22 protein-coding genes and 1 pseudogene are annotated in these 20,144 nt (G+C 66.8%); 10 read left to right on the top strand and 13 right to left on the bottom strand.

Annotated elements, in window-relative coordinates; translation table 11 throughout:
- Positions 1-2: 2 nt before the first annotated feature.
- Both MRBLMI1x_RS03865 and MRBLMI1x_RS03860 read right to left on the bottom strand, forming a co-directional pair.
- Positions 3-1,412 (bottom strand): FtsK/SpoIIIE domain-containing protein, encoded by a 1,410-nt coding sequence (locus tag MRBLMI1x_RS03865; protein WP_363457808.1) that lies wholly within the window; start codon positions 1,410-1,412, stop codon positions 3-5.
- Positions 1,412-1,810 (bottom strand): plasmid replication, integration and excision activator, encoded by a 399-nt coding sequence (locus tag MRBLMI1x_RS03860; protein WP_363456252.1) that lies wholly within the window; start codon positions 1,808-1,810, stop codon positions 1,412-1,414. Before MRBLMI1x_RS03860 ends, MRBLMI1x_RS03865 begins: the two co-directional genes overlap by 1 nt.
- A 133-nt stretch (positions 1,811-1,943) precedes the next feature.
- Here MRBLMI1x_RS03860 and MRBLMI1x_RS03855 point away from each other — a divergent pair, with 133 nt between their 5' ends.
- On the top strand, positions 1,944-2,489 hold the full coding sequence (locus MRBLMI1x_RS03855; RefSeq protein ID WP_363456249.1) for a hypothetical protein: 546 nt from the start codon (positions 1,944-1,946) through the stop codon (positions 2,487-2,489).
- A 130-nt stretch (positions 2,490-2,619) separates the two neighbouring features.
- On the opposite strand, the gene MRBLMI1x_RS03850 is transcribed toward MRBLMI1x_RS03855, so the two are convergent.
- The 3 genes from MRBLMI1x_RS03850 to MRBLMI1x_RS03840 form a co-directional block, all read right to left on the bottom strand.
- On the bottom strand, positions 2,620-3,987 hold the full coding sequence (locus tag MRBLMI1x_RS03850) for a restriction endonuclease (protein WP_363456246.1): 1,368 nt from the start codon (positions 3,985-3,987) through the stop codon (positions 2,620-2,622).
- A gap of 63 nt (positions 3,988-4,050) precedes the next feature.
- Positions 4,051-5,124: a DNA cytosine methyltransferase gene (locus MRBLMI1x_RS03845; protein ID WP_363456243.1), complete on the bottom strand. Its 1,074-nt coding sequence runs from the start codon at positions 5,122-5,124 to the stop codon at positions 4,051-4,053.
- Positions 5,121-6,317, bottom strand: coding sequence for a DNA cytosine methyltransferase (locus MRBLMI1x_RS03840; RefSeq protein ID WP_363456240.1), 1,197 nt, complete (start codon positions 6,315-6,317; stop codon positions 5,121-5,123). Before MRBLMI1x_RS03840 ends, MRBLMI1x_RS03845 begins: the two co-directional genes overlap by 4 nt.
- 79 nt (positions 6,318-6,396) lie before the next feature.
- Here MRBLMI1x_RS03840 and MRBLMI1x_RS03835 point away from each other — a divergent pair, with 79 nt between their 5' ends.
- Positions 6,397-7,413: an HNH endonuclease gene (locus tag MRBLMI1x_RS03835; protein ID WP_363456237.1), complete on the top strand. Its 1,017-nt coding sequence runs from the start codon at positions 6,397-6,399 to the stop codon at positions 7,411-7,413.
- Between the two features lie 16 nt (positions 7,414-7,429).
- Here the strand turns inward: MRBLMI1x_RS03835 and MRBLMI1x_RS03830 are convergent, their stop codons facing one another.
- The 6 genes from MRBLMI1x_RS03830 to MRBLMI1x_RS03805 form a co-directional block, all read right to left on the bottom strand.
- Positions 7,430-8,017 carry a hypothetical protein gene (locus MRBLMI1x_RS03830; RefSeq protein ID WP_363456234.1) on the bottom strand — a complete coding sequence of 196 codons (588 nt, stop codon included), beginning with the start codon at positions 8,015-8,017 and terminating at the stop codon, positions 7,430-7,432.
- A 29-nt stretch (positions 8,018-8,046) separates the two neighbouring features.
- Positions 8,047-8,943, bottom strand: a complete 897-nt coding sequence (locus tag MRBLMI1x_RS03825) for a hypothetical protein (RefSeq protein WP_363456231.1) — start codon at positions 8,941-8,943, stop codon at positions 8,047-8,049.
- 332 nt (positions 8,944-9,275) lie between these two features.
- Positions 9,276-9,422 carry a hypothetical protein gene (locus tag MRBLMI1x_RS03820; RefSeq protein ID WP_363456228.1) on the bottom strand — a complete coding sequence of 49 codons (147 nt, stop codon included), beginning with the start codon at positions 9,420-9,422 and terminating at the stop codon, positions 9,276-9,278.
- 41 nt (positions 9,423-9,463) lie between these two features.
- Positions 9,464-10,711 (bottom strand): GmrSD restriction endonuclease domain-containing protein, encoded by a 1,248-nt coding sequence (locus tag MRBLMI1x_RS03815; RefSeq protein WP_363456225.1) that lies wholly within the window; start codon positions 10,709-10,711, stop codon positions 9,464-9,466.
- A gap of 187 nt (positions 10,712-10,898) precedes the next feature.
- Complete coding sequence (locus MRBLMI1x_RS03810; protein ID WP_363456222.1) at positions 10,899-11,654, bottom strand: MBL fold metallo-hydrolase; 756 nt, start codon at positions 11,652-11,654, stop codon at positions 10,899-10,901.
- 12 nt (positions 11,655-11,666) lie between these two features.
- Complete coding sequence (locus MRBLMI1x_RS03805; RefSeq protein WP_363456219.1) at positions 11,667-11,930, bottom strand: hypothetical protein; 264 nt, start codon at positions 11,928-11,930, stop codon at positions 11,667-11,669.
- A 47-nt stretch (positions 11,931-11,977) separates the two neighbouring features.
- Between MRBLMI1x_RS03805 and MRBLMI1x_RS03800 the strand changes: the two genes are divergently transcribed.
- Complete coding sequence (locus tag MRBLMI1x_RS03800) at positions 11,978-12,592, top strand: class I SAM-dependent methyltransferase (RefSeq protein WP_363456216.1); 615 nt, start codon at positions 11,978-11,980, stop codon at positions 12,590-12,592.
- 7 nt (positions 12,593-12,599) lie between these two features.
- Positions 12,600-13,259, top strand: a complete 660-nt coding sequence (locus tag MRBLMI1x_RS03795; protein WP_363456213.1) for a DUF4304 domain-containing protein — start codon at positions 12,600-12,602, stop codon at positions 13,257-13,259.
- Position 13,260: 1 nt separating this feature from the next.
- Here MRBLMI1x_RS03795 and MRBLMI1x_RS03790 read toward each other — a convergent pair whose 3' ends face one another.
- Positions 13,261-13,395 carry a hypothetical protein gene (locus MRBLMI1x_RS03790; protein WP_256335408.1) on the bottom strand — a complete coding sequence of 45 codons (135 nt, stop codon included), beginning with the start codon at positions 13,393-13,395 and terminating at the stop codon, positions 13,261-13,263.
- A gap of 44 nt (positions 13,396-13,439) precedes the next feature.
- Here MRBLMI1x_RS03790 and MRBLMI1x_RS03785 point away from each other — a divergent pair, with 44 nt between their 5' ends.
- From MRBLMI1x_RS03785 to MRBLMI1x_RS03760, 6 genes and pseudogenes are all read left to right on the top strand, one after another.
- The gene (locus tag MRBLMI1x_RS03785) at positions 13,440-14,192 is read left to right on the top strand and encodes a DeoR/GlpR family DNA-binding transcription regulator (protein ID WP_363456210.1); all 753 of its coding nucleotides are present in this window, start codon (positions 13,440-13,442) and stop codon (positions 14,190-14,192) included.
- A 61-nt stretch (positions 14,193-14,253) separates the two neighbouring features.
- Positions 14,254-16,296: a bifunctional aldolase/short-chain dehydrogenase gene (locus MRBLMI1x_RS03780; RefSeq protein WP_363456207.1), complete on the top strand. Its 2,043-nt coding sequence runs from the start codon at positions 14,254-14,256 to the stop codon at positions 16,294-16,296.
- A 41-nt stretch (positions 16,297-16,337) separates the two neighbouring features.
- Complete coding sequence (locus tag MRBLMI1x_RS03775) at positions 16,338-17,582, top strand: alpha-hydroxy acid oxidase (RefSeq protein WP_116227947.1); 1,245 nt, start codon at positions 16,338-16,340, stop codon at positions 17,580-17,582.
- Between the two features lie 22 nt (positions 17,583-17,604).
- On the top strand, positions 17,605-18,012 hold the full coding sequence (gene arr / locus MRBLMI1x_RS03770; RefSeq protein ID WP_363456203.1) for an NAD(+)--rifampin ADP-ribosyltransferase: 408 nt from the start codon (positions 17,605-17,607) through the stop codon (positions 18,010-18,012).
- A complete protein-coding gene (locus MRBLMI1x_RS03765; protein ID WP_363456200.1) occupies positions 18,012-18,335 on the top strand; it encodes a hypothetical protein in 324 nt (107 codons plus the stop codon). Before arr ends, MRBLMI1x_RS03765 begins: the two co-directional genes overlap by 1 nt.
- A gap of 38 nt (positions 18,336-18,373) precedes the next feature.
- A pseudogene (locus MRBLMI1x_RS03760) lies at positions 18,374-19,216 on the top strand (NAD-dependent epimerase/dehydratase family protein); the annotation flags it as partial.
- A 10-nt stretch (positions 19,217-19,226) separates the two neighbouring features.
- On the opposite strand, the gene MRBLMI1x_RS03755 reads toward MRBLMI1x_RS03760, so the two are convergent.
- Positions 19,227-20,060 carry a hypothetical protein gene (locus MRBLMI1x_RS03755; protein ID WP_363456197.1) on the bottom strand — a complete coding sequence of 278 codons (834 nt, stop codon included), beginning with the start codon at positions 20,058-20,060 and terminating at the stop codon, positions 19,227-19,229.
- Positions 20,061-20,144: the final 84 nt, after the last annotated feature.

Raw genomic sequence — 20,144 nt, 5'->3', positions numbered from 1 at the left:
GTTCATGATGCTGATTCCTTTCGGGAGGTGCGCCGCTGGGCTCGGGGCGTGCGGGGTTGACGCTCTTCAGGCGTGGGCGCTTCGGGAATGACGACAGGGACTTGCCGCGGTGCGGCAAACCGGGACGCGACGTCACGGATCATGTCGTCGGTGATCAAGCCGGCACGCACACGTTCCGGAGGGCTGCCGTCCTCGGGCAGCACGTACGCGACACCCGGCGTCGTGGGAGAGATCTCATGACAGCGAGCTCCAGCGGCGACAGCTCCATCCCCGAGCACCATCGCCGTCTCCATGCGGTCGCGAAGGCGGAGGCCGACGGTCTGCGTGAACAGGCCCCGGGCGGGCAGCGTCTCCTTGCGAGGATCTTGAAGGCAGGCGAACACGATGAAACCGACCGCCCGACCCTGAGAGGCCAGCGTCGCCAGTGCGGCGTTGGCCCGCCGAAGCAGATCGCGATCGGTCTCGTACGCGGTGAGCGCAGCGAGTTCGTCGATCAACACCACGACCGTCGGGCTGTCGATGCTCGGGGTGTGCTGCCGGGTCTTGCCGGCCAGATCACTCGCGCGCTGCTGCATGGCGGCGACGGCATCCTCTAGAAGGATGACCGAGCGCTCCGCGTCGGCAGCGAAGCGTGTCAGCAACGCGCGACCGAGGGCGAGCTCCATTCCGCCCTTGCGGTCGATCCCCCAGACTTCAACGAGGCCGCGATGAATCGGCTCGGCCAGACCTAGGAGGAGACCCCAGACGAGGGAGGCTTTGCCGCTTCCAGATGAGCCCGCGACGAGAGTGTGGGGTCCGAGTCGCAGCGACCACAGCGAGCCGGTCGCATCCTTGCCCATGGGGACGGTCTTCCCGTCCCAGGCGACAGGCAACTCGAGGCTGAACGGATGCTCGAGCGCATCGGCGTACTCGAGTCGCAGCACCAGCGCACCGATGTGCTCGCCGTGAACGGTCGCGCGGCGGGCAGCGAACGCCTGCGCGAGGAGGTCAGCCTGAGCTTGAAGGTGCTCGCGACCGAGGCCCTGAGGAAGAGAGACGCAGACGGCGCAAATCCAGCCGTCCCAAACAGGTGTGCTGATCGCGGGAACCACCGGGCCGTTCCCGCCATAGCCCGAAACGCCCAGACCGACCCTCGCCGCAACTGCGGTCCAACTCGCAAGGACGTTACGGGAGACGTCCCGCTTCCATTTCTCATCTGGCCGTCGAGGCATCCGATGCGCCGTGGTCGCAACCCAGAGGCATAGGAGGGCGGCCACCGCGAGGCATCCCACGGTGAACGCGACCTGCACGGCCGGCACCGGAGGGAGCCACGACAGGACCAGGACGAGCGCGGCGATCCACCACCAGCGGCGGAACAGGAGGCCGATCTCGTCGCCCCAGCTGCGCAACTCTCGCGGGAGGGCGGGTCGCATCACTCGGCGCCCTTCGGCTTAGGCGCCGGCTTCATCTCGCGCGCCCGGAGGGAGTAGGCGACGCGAGGGCGGCCCTGCCCCTCCTTGACGTAGGGCGTCACGGTGAGTCCCTCAAACACGGCAGGCCGAAACGGCAGCCCGTGGAGCTCTGGAGGCAACTGAGGCTCGGAGATGCTCGCGATCTTGACCGTGACTTCGCCCTGCCCTTTCCGCGCATCGGGGTCCGCGTCGATAACGCGAACCTGCCAGAGCGGATGCCCCGAGTTCTTGTCGAGGTCCTGCCCCTGACGTTCGCCGTCGTCGGACCACTTGACGATCGGCTCAACCTCGCCGACGACAAACGCGCCGCGCGGGAAGAACGCGTCGAAGCTGACCGGGATTGCTGACTGGATTGCCATTGCATTGTCCTTTCGGTTGGAACTTGATGGCCCCAGATTCCCATCAACTCCCAACGTTGTCAAACATTTGTTTGTTGGTGTAATGCATGTGAGATGCACAACAGGGTCGTTACAAGTGCGGTAGCGTTACGGCATGCCTGACCCTCGCGTCGGCAGTGAACCTGTCGCTCAACACCCGAACTGGGGTCGCGTCCCGGAACCCTTTGTCGCGCTCATCCGCGCGTTCACCGAGGAAGTCCGAGCAGGCGAAGACAAGTTGCGCAGCATCCCTTGGCCAAGCGATGTCGGGGACGCGGAGCCCAGGTTGGTCGCCGCCCTCGAAGCTACGGAGCGCGTGCAGGCGGCATCTCGAGACCTTCGCAGCGCACTCAGTGCGTACGCGCACAAGATCCACCAGCCGCGCCCGCGCGTAGGCGCCATCGCCGAGGCGCAGAACACCTCTACTCAAGGCCTAATCCGCCGCTACACAAATCAAGTAGAGGACTCAGTCCGCGCGTTAATCGACGGAGGGGCAACCATCGAGCACCTGACTTCGGCATTTACATCGCTGACTCCCGAGCGAGCGCGGAGCATCATAGACATAAACCTCGGTGCCCCTACAGGGATCGAAGTCGGCCCGCTCGTCTTCCCCGGAACTCCGGCCGCCGCGCGCAGTTCTTCATCCGACGAGCAGCTGTGAGAACTTTCTTTACTCGTTCAAGGCCGACCTCCGGCCGGCGTTGCGCATCGCCCCTGCGGTGCGTCCGGTCCTCGCTCCGCTGCGGTCCGGGCGCTCCTCGCGGCGCTGTGCAACTCCATGCTCCGGCCAGCTACTCTTTGGGCACCTCGGCGAGTTGACGTCGTTTCCTGCGCAGCGCCCCTACTGCGAACTGATGCAGTTCGGCCCGTAATCCTGCTGGCCCCTTAGCGCGATAGTTCGCCAACGAATCGCCGTCGAGTAGCACTATCTGAATTGCGGTCGCCTCGGCCGCCTCCCGCGCGTAAGCGACAACCGACTTCGCAAAAGCCCCGGTAGTGAGGATGACAACTACCTGCGCACGCAACAGCGTGGCCATACCGATCTCTTTCGCGAGCACCGTCAGAGACACCGGTGCCACTTGGTTCTTGCACTGGAACAGCCACCGGGAGAAATGGAGATGTGCGCCCTCGGCGACCAGGTCGACTTCTGCCCCACCGGTCTGCGCGCTGCGCAGCCGCATTTCAGCAGGCATGAGCCCGACATCGGCAGCCACCCGAAGCGCGAGCAATTCCAGTGCGACACCCTTCACTCCGGTGTCTGCTGAGTCCAGGTCCGCCAGAATGCTGTCGGTCGAACGGTTCAACTCCGCCTGCAGGTCCGCCGGAACGTCTCCAAGCTCAAGACCATCGATGAGTGCGACGTCAAGATCCAGCGCGCGCTGGGTGAGTTGAACCGTTCCCCCCTTGCCACCCCGCCCAGCCTCCTTGAGCGTCCTCTCGATGAAGCCAGCGGCAACGAGAGGCTCATAGATCTGCTTGCCGACAAGCCCCGCGTTGAACTCGATACCGCGCTGTCGAAGCAGTTCGAGTACCTCCGCCGATTGAGCCGGCGTACGGTTTCCGAGGCCTCTCACTCTCAGGACCTCAACTATTGCCCGCTGTGGAGGCGTGAGACCCCGCCAGCTTCGAATCTCTTCTGGAGTGGCACCACCCAACTCCAGAAGAATCTGGTGATCGACGTTCCAGTACATGTCGACAACCCCCGAGGGCTCGAGCCACTGTCGCAGCTTCCCCGCGTACGAACTATTGGTCGACACTTGATACCCGCGGGCACGCAACTCATCGTCTATCTGCTTCTTTGTAACGGCACCATCGCGCGACCGCACGTCAAGCGCGATTTGGAGCAGCTCCATCCCGTAGCGTTCACGAAGGAGGAAGCTCGTGAACAATCGGTGCCCCTCGTCAGGCTCAGCCGCGAAGGCGAGCATTCTGGAGCCCAACTCCGTAAGCACCAACGGGTCGCGTGGTGTATCGAGGAGCCCGTACTGCTGCATACCAGTGACGACGTTGCTCGCGCGTTTCCGTTGCTGATGGAGTTGAGCGTTCGGGTCGTGCGCGCGTTTCGCAGCCGAGGTCGCAAACCATCTACCGCGTATCCACTCGACAACTTGCGCTCGGTTTCCCTTCATCCCGTCAATATGCTCGAGTATCTCGAACACAGCGTCAGGAGAACCCAGCTGACCTGGCGTGAACTCATTGGGTGCAGGAAGCTTGGGCACTGATCAGGCCGCTTTCCGATCCGAAGTCAACTCCTGCACGTGCGCCGCCAACTGAGTCCCAAGCGCGTTCGCCAGTTTGGGAGGTACCGCGTTTCCTACCTGGCGCCATTGCTGCTCAACGTTGCCTGCTAGAAACCAGTCGTCCGGGAATGTCTGAATGCGTTTGACTTCCTCGATGCGCAGAATGCGACTCCTCCAGTGGAACGGGCCCATGTTGTTTGAGCGCCGCGCCTGGATCGTCCACGACGGCATGTCCGGGCTTAGCTTCAGGAGAAACGACCAGTACCGTTTGCGCCACTCGAACTGCGGATCCGGATGCCCGCGTTTTGCAGTGAAGAAGAGATAGTTGTCGCCTGGAGGGATCTGCTTCAGGAGGTCCCGATGTTTCCCCCCCGCAACGTGCCCCTCATCGGACGCATTCTCTTCTGTGTCAAGATCCGCGAGAACTGAGCCCGCGGTAGCCCAGGGTCGAAGAACGCCCTCGCCCGAAGGGTCTTCGTGTGTCGGACTCGGCCAGACGAAGCCGTGACCGAGTGTTCCAACGATGAAGAATCGCTGGCGAATCTGCGGAACCCCATAGTCGGCGGCGTTCAGGACCCGGTATTCACAGCGATATCCGTAACTCTCGGCGGTCGCGATGATGTGGTCGAGTGTTTCTCTGTGCACCTTGAACGCCATACCCGCAACGTTCTCGAGCAGGAACGTCTTAGGGCGAAGCCAGCGAAGAGTCTCCAGGTAACCAGAGATGGTCACCTCTCCGACTGGATCCTCCATCGCGCGCGGTTTGTCCGTGCGGTAGAACCTGCTCTTTGAGAACGGCGGGCAAGGCGGGCCGCCGACGAGCAAGTCCACCTCCTCGAGTTTTGCCGCACCCACCATGTCGGTGACTCTCTGCTGAGTGAAGTCCGAGATGCTGCCGTTGAAAAATGCCGTCTCTGGGAAGTTCCGCTCATGACTCTTGGCGGCGTAAACATCAGTGTCGACCGCTGCGACGATCTCGAACCCGGCATCCCTCATCCCGAGGTCGAGGCCGCCTGCACCAGAGAAGAGACTTACAGCGCGCATAGGCGCGTTCATGCGGCCACCTCGGAGCGAGATACTGACGCCATGGCCGACGCGACCATCGCCTCGGCCATAACTGACGGCACGGCGTTGCCAATCTGTCGCACCTGCTCGCGTCGAGGACCTGCAAACGTGTACCCAGCCGGAAACGACTGCAGCGCAGCAAGTTCAGCGACCGACAGGCGACGGCTGTCCCAATGGAACGGCCCGGTCCACGGACCCGGGCTAGCGGGTATCGTCCACGACGGCCGGTCCGGGGAGAGCTTCAGCAAGAAGTTCCAGTAGCGCGTCTCGGCCTCGAAAGTTGGATTCGGGTGCCCTGCCCATGCCGAATGGAACTTGTAGTTCATTCCGGGTGGAATCTCCCGCAGATGTTGAGCCCAGCGACCCTCGACGGCGACTACGTCGCGTGACACAAGGACTGGGTCGACCTCGGCGAGAGCGTCACCAGCCGTGCGCCACTTCAGCAAGTCGATCGACGGAGTCTCCGCATGGGTAACCACCGGCTCGGAAGGTGTCTGCTCGAGCGAGCCCAGCAAGAAGACCCGCTGCCGCGACTGTGGCGCACCGTAGTTCGTTGCAGTGGCAACGACGGTCCGGGTGAAATAGCCCGCTGCCTCCGCGTCTGCGCGTAGTGCCTCGAAGATGTGCTTATTACGAGGGTGGAGAATGCTCGGCACGTTCTCAAACACGAACGCTGACGCATCGGTCTCGAGGACAAGGCGCAAGAACTCGTGCACCAGTGTGCGCCTACTGTCGGGACGGGCAGCCGGTGTCTCCTTCGGGCGATCTGCGGCCTCTCCGCGGGCCCGCGCGCGTCGGTATGCAGCCTCTTCACCCTTATCGACCCAGTAAGCCGCCTTGCTGAACGGTTGGCAGGGTGCTCCCCCGATCACGACTACATCCTCGCTCGCTCGCAGCCCGGCGTCCGCGCGAAGCTGACGACCAGTCAGGGTAGTCACGTCTCCAACCATCGAGCGCCCGGCATGAAGCGTCGGGTTCTGCGCCATCGTTTCGCACGAGTACGAGTCATTGTCGACGGAGAGTCGCAGATCAGCACCGGCGCGCTGCGCGCCTATACCAAGGCCGCCCGCACCTGCGAAAAGATCGATCACAGGAAGCTCATTGATCACGGGATACCTTTCGTACTGACCGGCGGGAATGCTGTGACGGTACGCGGAAGCTCCGACATCGCCCGCCAGCCACATCCGAGCGTACCTTCGGTCGCTGCGCCTGCCCGGGAGCGTCGCCAGCGGGTCGACGACGAGTCACGGTAGGGTCAGCGCCGTGGCCCCCGATGAGTCCTACCGTCTGCTGTCGCCGCACGAGTTGCACGAGTGGGTCGAGAAGAGTCTCGTCGCTTCGGGCCTATCGATCACCGCGTTGCCGCAGGAGGCCGCGAAGCCCTTTCGATACGCCATCGGAGGGAACCGCCTAGCCGAACCAGCGCTCATCCGGATCTACGCGTGGAACGTAACGCACGGAGGTGGCCAGGTACGTGCACCGGATGAGTTCCGCATTCAGTTGACGACCTACTTGCCCACACCTCGAGCCGGTGAAGTCCTGATCATCATCGGCTGGAGCGAGCAACATCATGTGTTCGTTGGGTGGGATCCCACGATCCATGATCATCGCAACTCGTACTCTCCTTCCCTCCAGGTGCGAGAGGAAGTCATGAACCGCGCAGCCGAGCGTGGATTCGCCGCGGGAACACGAGCGAGTGGCGACGTAGTGGTCGCATTCCGGCCCCAGTTCCTGGCTGCGTACTGCCTCAATGTTCAGGAACTGCATGAGAGCCAAAAACTGGCCGGCGAGTGGACAACGCCAACCGAGGTATCTGGCCCTCCGTCGCCGGACACAGGAGAACACGTTCGCTCGACCATCGAGCGAAGGCTGAAACTCGCGTTCCGGGCTTGGGACTTCAGCCACCGCATTAGAACGGCTTATCGGAATCGATGCGCGATCTGTGGACTTGGACTCGACCTCATCGAAGGCGCTCACATAGTGCCCGTTGCATGGCCAGGCAGCTCTGACGAAACCGACAATGGTCTGGCGCTGTGCAGGAACCATCACGCTGCATACGACCGCGGGATCATCTCAGTGTCGCCTCAGTACGAAATCCAGGTCTCCACCAGCGCCCGCGAACTCAACTATCTGAGCGCGCTCGACCGACGCTGGCTGGATGATCTCGACGGGCGTTTGCTGACGATCCTCCCCACTGCAGATAGGGAGCGTCCGAGTCCGCAGAATCTCACGATCGGGAGAGAAGCGCGCCGCTGGGGAAGCCAGCAACGTCGGTCTTAGGAGCGGGGATCGCGAGTCAATCTTGTTGCTCTTCCAGGATGACGAGCACGCCGACCTGCACCAACGTCTGCAGCACAACATACAGCTGAGCCACGGAGTAGAAGCCCACGAAAAGACCTGCGAAGAGGGCGGTCACGTGCGAAACGGGCAGGGGCTGCGGCTCGCCCACGAGAAGGGGGCCACCGAACAAGATCGCTGCGAAACAGACGAGCAGCACTCCAAGCTGACAGCACGAAGCCCAAAAGAAGGTGAAAACAAGGTCGCTGAGCAAGCTCTTGCCCGACCTTGCGCTCTTCATTCGCGCCCAACGACGAAGACGCTGCTCCCCGGGCAGAGCTAAGGAAAGCACGAGACCACTCAGGCACGCTGCGAGGGAAACGGAAGCGTAGGTAAGACCCACTCCCGCGATATCAGCAATCGGGGTGCTCCGCACTGGCAGCAGCACAATGCCACCCGTCGCGAGGATGGACGCCATCAGCGCGAAGAAACTGGAACCGCTCAGAACGATGGAGGACAGCCTAGGTGCGATCTGGTTGATCGCGCTCAGATCGCGAGCCGCGCCGGAGGCGGGCGAGACGGACGGATTCGGCTCTCTCTTCGGCACTAACCGTCCCCTTCCTGAATCATCTGGTCTCAGTCGATCTCTTCGAGACCGTCCTCCTCGACCTCTTTCGCCTGGTTAATGAGGACGATCGCTGAGGCTTCGACGGCCTCGAGTTGCTGCCTCGGAGAGTCTGCGTCGCGCAGCGTTGCAGTCGCTTTCAACTGGTGCTTCTTCAACGACACCGTCCGCTCCTTGCCGAACCCGGCACGAAAGCCCTTCACGACCGCGTTCAGCACTGGTGTGATGGGACTCTTCGCGAAAGAGACGATGTCCGCGACGATCCCGGAGTCCTTCTCGAGAGACTCCTTGCGCTCAGCGTTCACCTGGACGGTCGCACTCCCTGCGTTCGAGTCACGGGCAATCTGGGCAACCGCCTCCCTTGCAGACTCGGTGAAGCTATGGTTCGGGCGGCGGATCGTGATGGATGCTTCGCGGATGCGGTCGAAGCTAAGAATCTCCTCGACGAACGAGGGGCTAGGTACCGGGTTTAGCGAAACGCTCAATCGGTCGAAGCCCTCGTTTCGCCCGAACCCACTGAGATACCGCTCAAGTTGATACACCGGAACTCCGGGCCGTTTGCGTTCAAGAATCAAGATTCGCGCCTCGGGATCGACAACGACCCACGCCGAACTCACGATGAACCGCTCTCGCTCTAGTTCCACCGGAATGGTCGTGCCGGTACTCGGGTCGTATGCTTCCGCCGATTCAGCGTCATTGCCCGAGATGAATCGGAACGCCATTCGGCCACCGAGGTCAACATAGTCAACTGGACCCACAGTCTCAGTTCCGACCTTGAGGGACCGGCCGACCCCCCGCGCGGCCAGAGCGTCGAAAAAGCTCGGATAGTCAAGCAACACTTCTCCTGGCGAGCCCGCCGCGAGGTGCCCGTGGATACTGTAGGCGTCGAGAGTTCGGACTGTCGCCATCGATTAACCTCCCCCAAGTCGGTTTTTCGAAGGCTACCGTAGGCGCCCGACACGGACTCGCGGCGCCGCCTGCCGGGCCGGTCCCGGGCCGGGAACTCGGCTGAAACCATCGAGAACCAGCCATGACCAACGAGCACGACTCCCGTGGAATCACGCGGCAAACGAGCACTCGCGAGCACCCGCAAGCCCGGCGCATACAACTGAAAATCGTGAGGTCACGGGATCGACGCCCGTCGGAGCCACACGAACCGTCGTTACAACGGTTCTAGGAACCCTCGCGAAGCTTCTATTCGCGGGGGTTTCGCCTTTTCCGGGCGACGAGCCCCGGCCGCTCAGCCCGCGTCGACCCGCTGACCCTCCGTGGCGCGACGCGCTTCCTGGATGCCGTGCGCGACGGCCTTGCGGACGACCCAGTAGAGGACGTACGAGCCGGCGGCGAACACGGTGACGAAGAGCACGGCGCTCGTCAGGGGATCCATGCGACCAGTGTGGTCGCCACCGACTCGTCTGTCGACCGTCGCTACTCGCAGCCGACGCCGTCGCCGTCCCGGTCGAGGTGCTTCGCGTACCCAGGGTCGCCTCGGCGCACGGGAGCGGCCCCGGCTTCGCGGGCCGCGGTGCAGTTCTTGTAGTACACGTCCGCCGGCGGCGCAGGCTTCGCGGGCGCAGGCGCGGGCTTCGACTCATGCGTGGGCTGCGGATTCGGCGCCGGCGCGATGCTCGGGCTGGGCTTCGCCGCGGGCTCGGCGGCGATCGCCATGGCGTCCGCGGCGTAGTCCGACGTCAGCAGTCGCTCCGTCGGGCACCCCGTCAGGATGCGCTCGAGCGCGTCGCGCTCGGCATACGTGACCCACAGTTCGTACGCGACCTTCACCGACACCTGGCGCGCGACGTAGGCGCACCGGAACCCCGTGTTCTTCGGCAGCCACGTCGCGGCGTCGCTGTCGTTCTTCTGCGCGTTCGCGGCACCGTCGACGGCGAGAAGGTTGAGCGGGTCGTTCCCCAGGGTCTCGCGCTGGTGCGCGGTGAGTTGCTGCGCGCCCTTCTGCCAGGCATCCGACAAGGGAACGACGTGGTCGATCTGCACGAGCGACGAGGTGTCCTCGCCGCGCTCGAACGCGACGCGCTCGCCCGTGAACGGATCGTCCAGAATGCCCGAGGTCACGACGCATCGCCCGTCCTTCTGCACGCCCGCGAGGTCGCGGGCGAGGACGTCGTCGCGCTGCCCGCATCCGTTGTGGTCGATGTCCTTCCAGCGCTGTCCGAACTCGTCGCGGTCGTAGCCCGTCTTGGGGGCACGCCCCTTCACCTCGAGGGTCTCGAGGGCCGCCAGAGCGGTACCCGGCTCTGGCGTGACGGTGTCGGCCGGAGCCGCGTACTCCGGCTGATCTTCACCGACCGCGACCGCCTCGTCGGCGGCCGGAGATGCCGGCGCGAAGGCGACGGGCGCCTCGTCCACCGTCGTGTGCGCCCGCGGCAGGACGAGGTTCGCCATACCGGATGACAGCAGCGCGACGACGACGGAGATGATCAGCGCACGTGCGGCGGTGGCCGGCGTCCTGAACCGCAGGAACGTCGGGGTCTTCTTGCCGAGCGACACTCCTGCGGTGATCGCGACGGCGACGGCGAGGGTGCAGATGATCGGCGAGAGGACGATGATCGCGATCACCAGGACCAGTGCGAGAGCGATCCACCAAAGCTTCCTGTGACGCCCCGTCTTCACGATCGTGGTGTCCGAGGCCGCACGGGGCGGGGTCGACGAGGGCATGGTGGTGCTCCTTCGAGCGAGGGAAGACCGCACGAAGGGCGCGCGAGTACTGAGCGAACTGGCCACGGATCCGCGGCAGCGGCAGAAGCCGGAGCGTCGTCGGGTGGGACGGTCTGGCGTCGCCGGGACCGGGCTGGAACAGCCCGTCGTCCTCGACCGTATCCCGACGTTCGGGCGCCCCCGCTGATCAGACAGTCAGCGTGTCGCCGTCCTCCGGAACGTGGACGGCCGCGGTGATTCCCTGCGCCTCTGCCGTCGCGCGCACATCGGCGCGGGTCACGGTGCAGTGGTCGAGCGCCTCCATGTGGACGGCGACGATGCGGGCGTCGGGGGCGAGGCCGTGCACCCGCACGACGTCCTCGGCGCCCATGAGGATCGGGTCCAGGCCGGGGAGCACGGCTTCGCCCGTGTTCAGGACGACGACGTCCGGCCGGTGGGCGGCGAGCGCCGCCTCGACGGCCGGGTGGTAGACGGTGTCGCCGGCGACGTAGAGGGTCGGCTCCGCGGAATGCGCGATGACCACCCCCATGACCTCTCCCAGTCGCGGGGCCGCGGCGAGCGTCGCGTCGGAGCCGTGCTGCCCGCCCGTGCGCGTGAAGGTCACGCCGCCCAGCGTCGTCTGCTCGTCGAGGACGATCACCTGAGTGAAGCCGGCATCACCGATCACCGCGGCGTCCTCGGCGTGCTGGACGAGAACGGGAACCTCACGCGGCAGGAGCGCGGCGGCCGCGGCATCCCAATGATCGGAATGCGTGTGCGTCACCACCACGATGTCTGGCGCCAGCAGATCCGCAAGCGGGACGACGAGGTCGACCAGCGGATTGCGGCGCTCACTGGCGAAGCCGGGCTGCGAGCCCCTCGCCCCCAGCATGGGATCGACGAGCACGCGGATGCCGCCGACCTCGAGCAGCAGAGTGGCGTTGCGGACCTGGGTGATCTTCACTTCGGGATCGTCTCACGCATCGGCGCTGGCGATCCGCGTCACGAAGGCCGGGCGGAGCCGGCTGTGGTCGGCGATCTGCTCGGCGGTGAGTCCGGATCGAACGAGTTCGTGGACGATCGGCGTCACGCGAGCTTCGAGCGCCGAGACGTCGTGCGGCTCTCCACGAGACGCGGGCAGTTCCGCCTCCACGAGATCCAGGAGGGTCTGCTGGTGGCTGGTGAGCTGGTCGGCCTCAGGACCGGGGATGCGGATCGTCCAGTCGTAGCCGGTGCTCATACCGCCGCATCCTGACACAGGTCCGACGTGGTCGATAGCCTCGCAGGATGACCCGCACGACCGCCGCCTACGCCCACCGGGCAGCGGAGTACGTGGACGCGCTCGGATCCGTGAGCGCGATGCACCACGCGGATCGCCACCTCATCGAGACGTGGGGAACTGCGGCATCCGGTCGGCTCATCGACGCCGGCTGTGGGCCGGGTCACTGGACGCAGCACCTCGCGGAGCGGGGCGCCGAGATCCGCGGGATCGACCTCGTGCCGGAGTTCATCGACCACGCCCGCGCTGCCCACCCGGCCACCCGGTTCGACGTCGAGAGTATCGAGGCGATCGACGAACCGGATGCCGCGATCGGCGGCATCCTCGCCTGGTTCTCTACGATCCACCACCAGCCGTCCGATATCGAGGTGCCGCTGGCCGAGTTCGCGCGAGTGCTGCGGCCCGGCGGATCCCTGCTGCTCGGCTACTTCGACGCCGACGCGACCGAGGCGTTCGACCACGCGGTCACGCGTGGCTACCGCTGGCGCGCGAGCGACCTGCAGCGCGTGCTGGACGCCGCCGGGTTCGAGGTCATCGAGATCCATCGTCGGGTGGAACGCGGCAAGCGGCCAGTTGGGGCGATGCTCTGCGAACTCACGAGCCCGGCCGTGGTTCTGAAATGATCACGTCGTGACTGCCCAGATCCACCTGCGGACAGCGCTTCGTGATCAGTTCGGTCCCGCGGCGCGAGCGCAGGGCTATCGCGGCTCGGCGCCCACGTGGCGCAAGGTGAGCGAAGCCGACTACGTCGCCGTCGTGAACGTCCAGACGTCCTCTTCCAGTACGGCGTCGCGCGTGATGTGCGTGCTCAACATCTCGGTCGTCCCGGAACCATACCTTCGGTGGCAAGCAGCACGGGGGTATCCCGTGGATCCGCGGAAGGTCCCGAATGGCATGGGCCCCTACTTCGACCGATACGAGCCCTCGTCACCGGGTGCGATCCGCGCGGACTGGTGGGACGTCTACGACGACGCATCGGCGTCGACGGCCGTTCAAGACATGCTGCAGCAGATGGCGGATGGGGGATGGTCCCGCCTGGATTCGGTGATCACACCGGAGGGCATGCTCGCCAGCGTGAGGAAAGGTGACCTTGGATTCGGCTCACCCCGTTCACCCGGCGGGCCGTTGTGGAAAGCCCGTTCCCTCCTCTTGATGGATGCCGGTCCGAGTGACGAGCTCGACGAGGCCCTGGACGGGTTCCTCCACGACGCAGGACCTCACCGCGAGCACCGCGAGCGGTTCGTGTCATGGGTGCGGGAGCAGGCACACCGAGCCGAACGCCTGCGCTGACTCAGCGCGGCTCTGTCACGCGCACGAGCCCGCAGTTGAGGCACGACCACGCGACCGTGAACCGCTCGTCGTCGAGGATCTCGAACCGCAGCGGATCCCCGCAGGTGGGGCACATGACCCCCGGACGCTCGCTCACCATTCGAGCCTAAGGTCGCCGCGGCACCCGGTTACCCTGATCGCATGCCGCAGTTGCTCAGCGCCGAACGGCGGTCGCTCCTCCTCGAGATGCTCGCCGAGTCCGGCAGCGTCCGACTCGAGCCGGCCGCCGAGGCGCTCGGCGTCTCGGCGATGACCGTCCGGCGCGACCTCGACGACCTCGTCCGCGAAGGGCTCGCGCGGCGGGTCCGCGGCGGCGCGGTCGCCGCCATCGTGCCGCAGGACTTCACCGCCCGGATCGCCGCGCGCGGCGGCGCCAAGGCCGAGATCGCCCGCAAGGCGCACGACCTGCTCCCCCACGGCGGTGCCGCGGCGATGGATGCCTCCTCCACCGTCGGCGCACTCATCTCGACCCTCGACGACAGTGACGAACTGCTCGTCGTCACGAACTCGTACGACAACCTTCGCGCAGCTCAGGGGCGACCTGCCATCGACGCGATCCTCCTCGGCGGCCGCCTGGAACCCCGCACCGGAAGCTTCGTCGGCGCGCAGGCGTGCGAGAGCGCGAGCCGCTTCCACTACGACCGCTTCTTCACGAGCGCTGCCGCCCTCGACCCGTCGTTCGGCACGAGCGAGACGACCCTCGAAGAAGCCGAGGTCAAGCGCGTCCTCTCGACGCGTGCGGACGAGACCGTCGTGCTCGCGGACTCGTCGAAGCTCGAGCGCCTCGCCGTCGCGCGCGCCCTCGCCTGGACCGACGTCGACCTGCTCGTGACCGAGCTCGACCCCGCCGACGAGCGGCTCTCCGCCTTCCGGGGGCTGGTCGACATCCGCTGAGCCTGTTAGATTGTGAAAGGTTTCACAAGATCTTTCACGTCTGAGCCTCGCAGGAGAGTCGATGTCCCCCACGCCCACGGCCGCCGCCGAACTCATTGCGCGCAGCAACCGCCTCGGATCCGACCCCAGGGTCACCAACTACGCGGGCGGCAACACGTCCGCCAAGGGCACCGACACCGACCCCGTCACCGGCGAGCCCGTCGAGCTCCTGTGGGTCAAGGGCTCCGGCGGCGACCTCGGCACCCTGAAGCCGGAAGGGCTCGCCGTCCTCCGCCTCGACCGCATGCGCGCCCTCGTCGACGTCTACCCCGGCGTCGAGCGCGAGGACGAGATGGTCGCCGCCTTCGACTACTGCCTGCACGGCAAGGGCGGCGCGGCTCCCTCGATCGACACCGCCATGCACGGACTGGTGGATGCCGCCCACGTCGACCACCTCCACCCCGACGCGGGCATCGCGATCGCGACCGCCGCCGACGGCGAGAAGCTGACCGCCGAGATCTTCGGCGAGAAGGTCGCCTGGGTCCCGTGGCGCCGCCCCGGCTTCCAGCTCGGCCTCGACATCGCCGCCATCAAGGCCGAGAACCCCGACGCGATCGGCTGCATCCTCGGCGGACACGGCATCACCGCCTGGGGTGACACGTCAGAAGAGGCGGAGCGCAACAGCCTCTGGATCATCGAAACCGCCCAGGCCCACATCGACGCCCACGGTGCGCCGCAGCCCTTCGGCGGCATCCGCTCCGGCTTCGAGGCGCTGTCGGAGGAAGAGCGTCACGCGAAGGCCGCGGCGCTCGCCCCGACGATCCGCGGGCTCGCGTCGACGGACAAGCCGATGGTCGGCCACTACACCGACAGCGACGTCGTCCTCGACTTCCTCGCCTCCGAGAAGGCTCCCGCCCTCGCGGAGCTCGGCACGAGCTGCCCCGATCACTTCCTCCGCACGAAGGTCAAGCCGCTCATCCTCGACCTGCCGGCATCCGCGTCCGTCGAGGACTCGATCGCGCGCCTGCGCGACCTGCACGAGGCCTACCGCGCCGACTACCAGGCGTATTACGACGCCCACGCGACGGCGGACTCCCCCGCGATCCGCGGCGCCGACCCGCTCATCGTGCTCGTCCCCGGCGTCGGGATGTTCAGCTACGGCGCGAACAAGCAGACCGCCCGCGTCGCCGGCGAGTTCTACGTCAACGCGATCAACGTCATGCGCGGCGCCGAGGCCCTCTCGACCTACTCCCCCATCTCCGACGCCGAGAAGTTCCGCATCGAGTACTGGGCGCTCGAAGAGGCGAAACTGCAGCGGATGCCGAAGCCCAAGACCCATCAGGGGCGCATCGCGTTCGTCACGGGCGCGGCCTCGGGCATCGGCAAGGCCATCGCCACCCGTCTCGCCGCCGAAGGCGCGTGCGTCGTCGTCGCCGACCTCGACCTCGAGAAGGCACAGGCCGCCGCCGCCGAGCTCGGCGGCACGGACGTCGCCATCGGCGTGGCCGCGAACGTGGCGGATGCCGCGGGTGTGCAGGCCGCGATCGATGCGACCGTCCTCGCCTTCGGCGGTGTCGACCTCGTCGTCAACAACGCGGGCCTGTCGCTGTCGAAGCCGCTGCTCGAGACCACCGAGAAGGACTGGGACCTGCAGCACGATGTCATGGCGAAGGGCTCGTTCCTCGTCGCGAAGGCCGCCGCGAAGGCGCTCATCGAGCAGAAGATGGGCGGCGACGTGATCTACATCTCGTCGAAGAACTCCGTCTTCGCCGGCCCGAACAACATCGCCTACTCGGCGACCAAGGCCGACCAGGCCCACCAGGTGCGTCTGCTGGCCGTCGAGCTCGGCGAGCACGGCGTGCGCGTCAACGGCATCAACCCCGACGGCGTCGTCCGCGGCTCGGGCATCTTCGCCGCCGGCTGGGGCGCCAACCGCGCCGCCACGTACGGCGTCGAGGAGAAGGACCTCGGCCAGTTCTACGCGAACCGCACGATCCTCAAGCGCGAGGTCGTCCCCGAGAACGTCGCCGACGCCGTCTACGTGCTGACCGGACCGGAACTCTCACGCACGACCGGGCTCCACATCCCCGTCGACTCCGGCGTCGCCGCCGCGTTCCTGCGTTAATCCCGGCCCGCGTCGGATCACTCCAGAGGAGGATGGTTGCCATGGTGCAGCGTCAATTCCCGAAGCCGGTCGAGCTGCTCGAGCTCATGCAGTTCAAGAAGCCCGAGCTGAACGGCACGAAGCGACGGCTGGATGCCGCGTTCACGATCGCGGACCTCCGCACGATCGCGAAGCGACGCACCCCCAAGGCCGCGTTCGACTACACCGACGGCGCTGCGGAGGGCGAGACCTCGCTCGCCCGCGCGCGCCAGGCGTTTGAGGACGTCGAGTTCCACCCCGACGTCCTCCGGCCCGCCGAGAACGTCGACACGTCCGTCGAGATCCTCGGCGGACCGTCCGCGCTCCCCTTCGGCATCGCGCCGACCGGGTTCACCCGGCTCATGCAGACCGAGGGCGAGGTCGCGGGCGCGGGTGCGGCGGGGGCCGCCGGCATCCCATTCACCCTGTCGACCCTCGGCACGACCTCGATCGAGGGCGTGAAGGCGGCGAACCCGCACGGACGCAACTGGTTCCAGCTCTACGTGATGCGCGAGCGCGAAATCTCCTACGGGCTCGCGAAGCGCGCCGCCGAGGCCGGTTTCGACACCCTGCAGTTCACCGTCGACACCCCCGTGGCCGGCGCGCGTCTGCGCGACAAGCGCAACGGGTTCTCGATCCCGCCGCAGCTCACCCTCGGCACGATCGTCAACGCGATCCCGCGGCCGTGGTGGTGGATCGACTTCCTCACCACGCCGAAGCTCGAGTTCGCGTCGCTCTCAGCCACCGGCGGCACCGTCGGCGATCTGCTCAACGCGGCGATGGACCCGACGATCAGCTACGAGGACCTCGAGATCATCCGCGGCATCTGGCCCGGCAAGATCGTCATCAAGGGTGTGCAGAACGTCGCCGACGCGAAGCGCCTCATCGACCACGGCGTCGACGGCATCATCCTGTCGAACCACGGTGGGCGCCAGCTCGACCGGGCGCCGATCCCCTTCCACCTGCTGCCCACCGTGGTGCGCGAGGTCGGCAAGGACGCGACGATCATGGTCGACACCGGCATCATGAACGGCGCCGACATCGTCGCCGCGATGGCGCTCGGCGCGAAGTTCACCCTGATCGGCCGCGCCTACCTCTACGGCCTCATGGCCGGCGGGCGGGCGGGCGTCGACAAGACGATCGAGATCCTCCGCAGCGAGATCGAGCGCACCATGAAGCTGCTCGGCGTCGCCTCGATCGCCGAGCTCGAGCCGCGGCACGTCACGCAGCTCACGCGCCTCGCGCCGATGCCCCGTTCCGACGCCTGATCCGCCGCGCTACCCTGGCGCGGTGAGCGCAGCGGACGAGACCGGTCCCTTCTTCCACGGCACGAAAGCCGACCTCGACGTCGGCGATCTGCTCACGGCGGGGCGACGCTCGAACTACCGGCCGTCGATCGTGATGAACCACATCTACTTCACCGCGCAGCGCGACGGCGCCGGCCTCGCCGCCGAGCTCGCGGCGGGCGACGGTGAGCCGCGGGTCTACCGCGTCGAGCCGACCGGCCCGTTCGAGGACGACCCGAACGTGACCGACAAGAAGTTCCCCGGCAACCCCACGCGCTCGTATCGCAGCACCGATCCGCTCCGCGTCGTGGGTGAAGAGACCGGCTGGCCCCGCCTGAGTCCCGAGGCGCTCGCGGACTGGAAGCGCCGCATCGCCGACATCGAGGAGTCCGGTGGCGAGATCATCAACTGATGACAGTCCGCTTCTGCCGCAGTCGCAACGCCGGTCGCCGCTGCACGCGCCCGCTCGACCACCCGGGCCTCCACCGCCACCGCACGATCATGTGGACGGATGCCGCGGCCGACCCGTCCCGCTGCCCCGGGTCCGGCGAGCCGGGCTCCCCCGCCGCCGCGCTCGCGGACGGGTGGCCGCACGGCCGCGCCCTGTGTCCCGTCTGCCACCGCTTCGTCCCCCTCGGGGACGGCCTGCTCGAGGAGCACGTGAGCTCGGACGAGGACGAGACGGATGCCGAGGCATCCCGTCGTCGCGAATGGCTCAACACCCACGGGTGGTGACGGCCCTCGCTGTCCGACGCGCGTGCCATGCTGACGGGATGCGCATCGCCGTCACCGGTTCGTCCGGAAAACTCGGGTCTGTCGTCGCCCGCGAACTCACCGCCGCCGGCCACGAGGTGATCGGCTTCGACCAGCACGGCACCCGCGGCCCCGGCTTCGTGCAGATCGACCTCACCGACCACGGACAGGTCGTCGACGCGCTGACGGGCGTGGGCGATCAGCACGACGGCATCGACGCCCTCGTCCACCTCGCCGCGATCCCGGCCCCTGGCATCCGGCCCGATGTCGCGACCTTCCACAACAACATCACGACCACGTTCAACGTGTTCTGGGCGGCGCTCCGCCTCGGGATCACGAAGATCGTCTACGCCTCGAGCGAGACGGTTCAGGGACTGCCGTTCGACGTGCCGCCGCCCTACATCCCGGTCGACGAGGACTACCCGGCGCGACCCGAATCGGTCTACTCCCTGGTGAAGCACCTCGAGGAGCAGATGGCCGTCGAGCTGACGCGGTGGTACCCGGCGGCATCCATCACAGCCCTCCGGTTCTCGAACGTCATGTGGCCCGAGGACTACGCGGAGTTCCCCTCGTTCGACGCCGACGCGCGGCAGCGCAAGTGGAACCTGTGGAGCTACATCGACGCCCGCGACGGATCGCAGGCCATCGAACGCGCGCTCGAGGTCGCCGGCCCCGGCTTCGACCACTTCCTCATCGCCGCGGCCGACACCGTCATGAGCCGCCCGAACGACGAGCTGGTCGCCGAGGTGTTCCCCGGCGTCGAGCTCCGCGGCGACCTCGGGGTCAACGACTCGCTGTTCTCGACCGCGAAGGCGCAGCGGGTGCTCGGTTACCGGCCGCAGCACTCGTGGCGCGACTCCGTGGGCTCAGCGCTCAGCCGCCGAATTCGGCGAGGACGTACACCTCGCTGTGGTTCACCGCGCAGATCTCGGCGATCGGGTTCTGGGCGTCCCAGAACTCCCGCACCTCGGTCATCCCACCGGGGATCGGCGAGCGCTCCGCGAGAACCGTGTGGATCGACCGCAGGTACGGCGCGAGAGTGGTCGTCGACGACGCGGCGAGCGTGTCCGCCGCATCCGCCGCGGCATCCACCCGGCGGTTCCACTCGTCGGCGCCGATGGCCGCGTAGAAGCCGTAGCCCTCGTCGGCGTTCGTGACCTGGCTGTAGACGCCCGAGAACAGCTCGCACTCCTCGGCGAGCGCGGCGTCCTGCGGGAACGGGGCCGATGAATACGAGACGGATGCCGCCCACTCGGCCTCCGGGGCCAGGCCGAGCGTGAGCTCCGGCGCCGACCGGGCTTCCCACGGCCAGGCGAGGACGCGATCGGGATCGCAGGATCCGGACTGCGGCGCCTGCCCGAGCATCATCGAGTCGCCGAGCTCCGCCGTGAATCGCTCCGCGGGGTCGCACGTCAGCTGGACGAGCACCGACTGGGTGCCGGCCGGCACGTCGAGGGCGACGGGGCCGGGCCCGGTGCCCGAGAACGCCTGCGTCGCGATCACCGACGGGCCCGACGAAGCCGGCTCGGCCGTCGGTGACGCCGGCGCGGGCGCGACCACCGGCGCCTCCACCGTCGGTCGGGCTTCTCCCGCGGGCTCCACGACCGTCGACACGCATCCCGCCGACAGCATCACCACCGCGGCCGCGATCACGGCCGCCTTCGCGCCTCGACGCGTGCGCGGCGCACCGGCATCCCCCCAGATCATCTGATCTGTCTATCAGACGGCCCGGGACCCCGTCAGCGGATCCCTGTCGTTCGCCGGGGACATCCTCAGTCCGGTGCGCCCGGT

This window comes from Microbacterium sp. LMI1x-1-1.1 (genome assembly GCF_040676205.1).
GTDB lineage: Bacteria > Actinomycetota > Actinomycetes > Actinomycetales > Microbacteriaceae > Microbacterium > Microbacterium aquilitoris.
The sequence above is the reverse complement of the archived record's forward strand: the minus strand, read 5'-3'. Positions and strand labels throughout refer to the sequence as shown.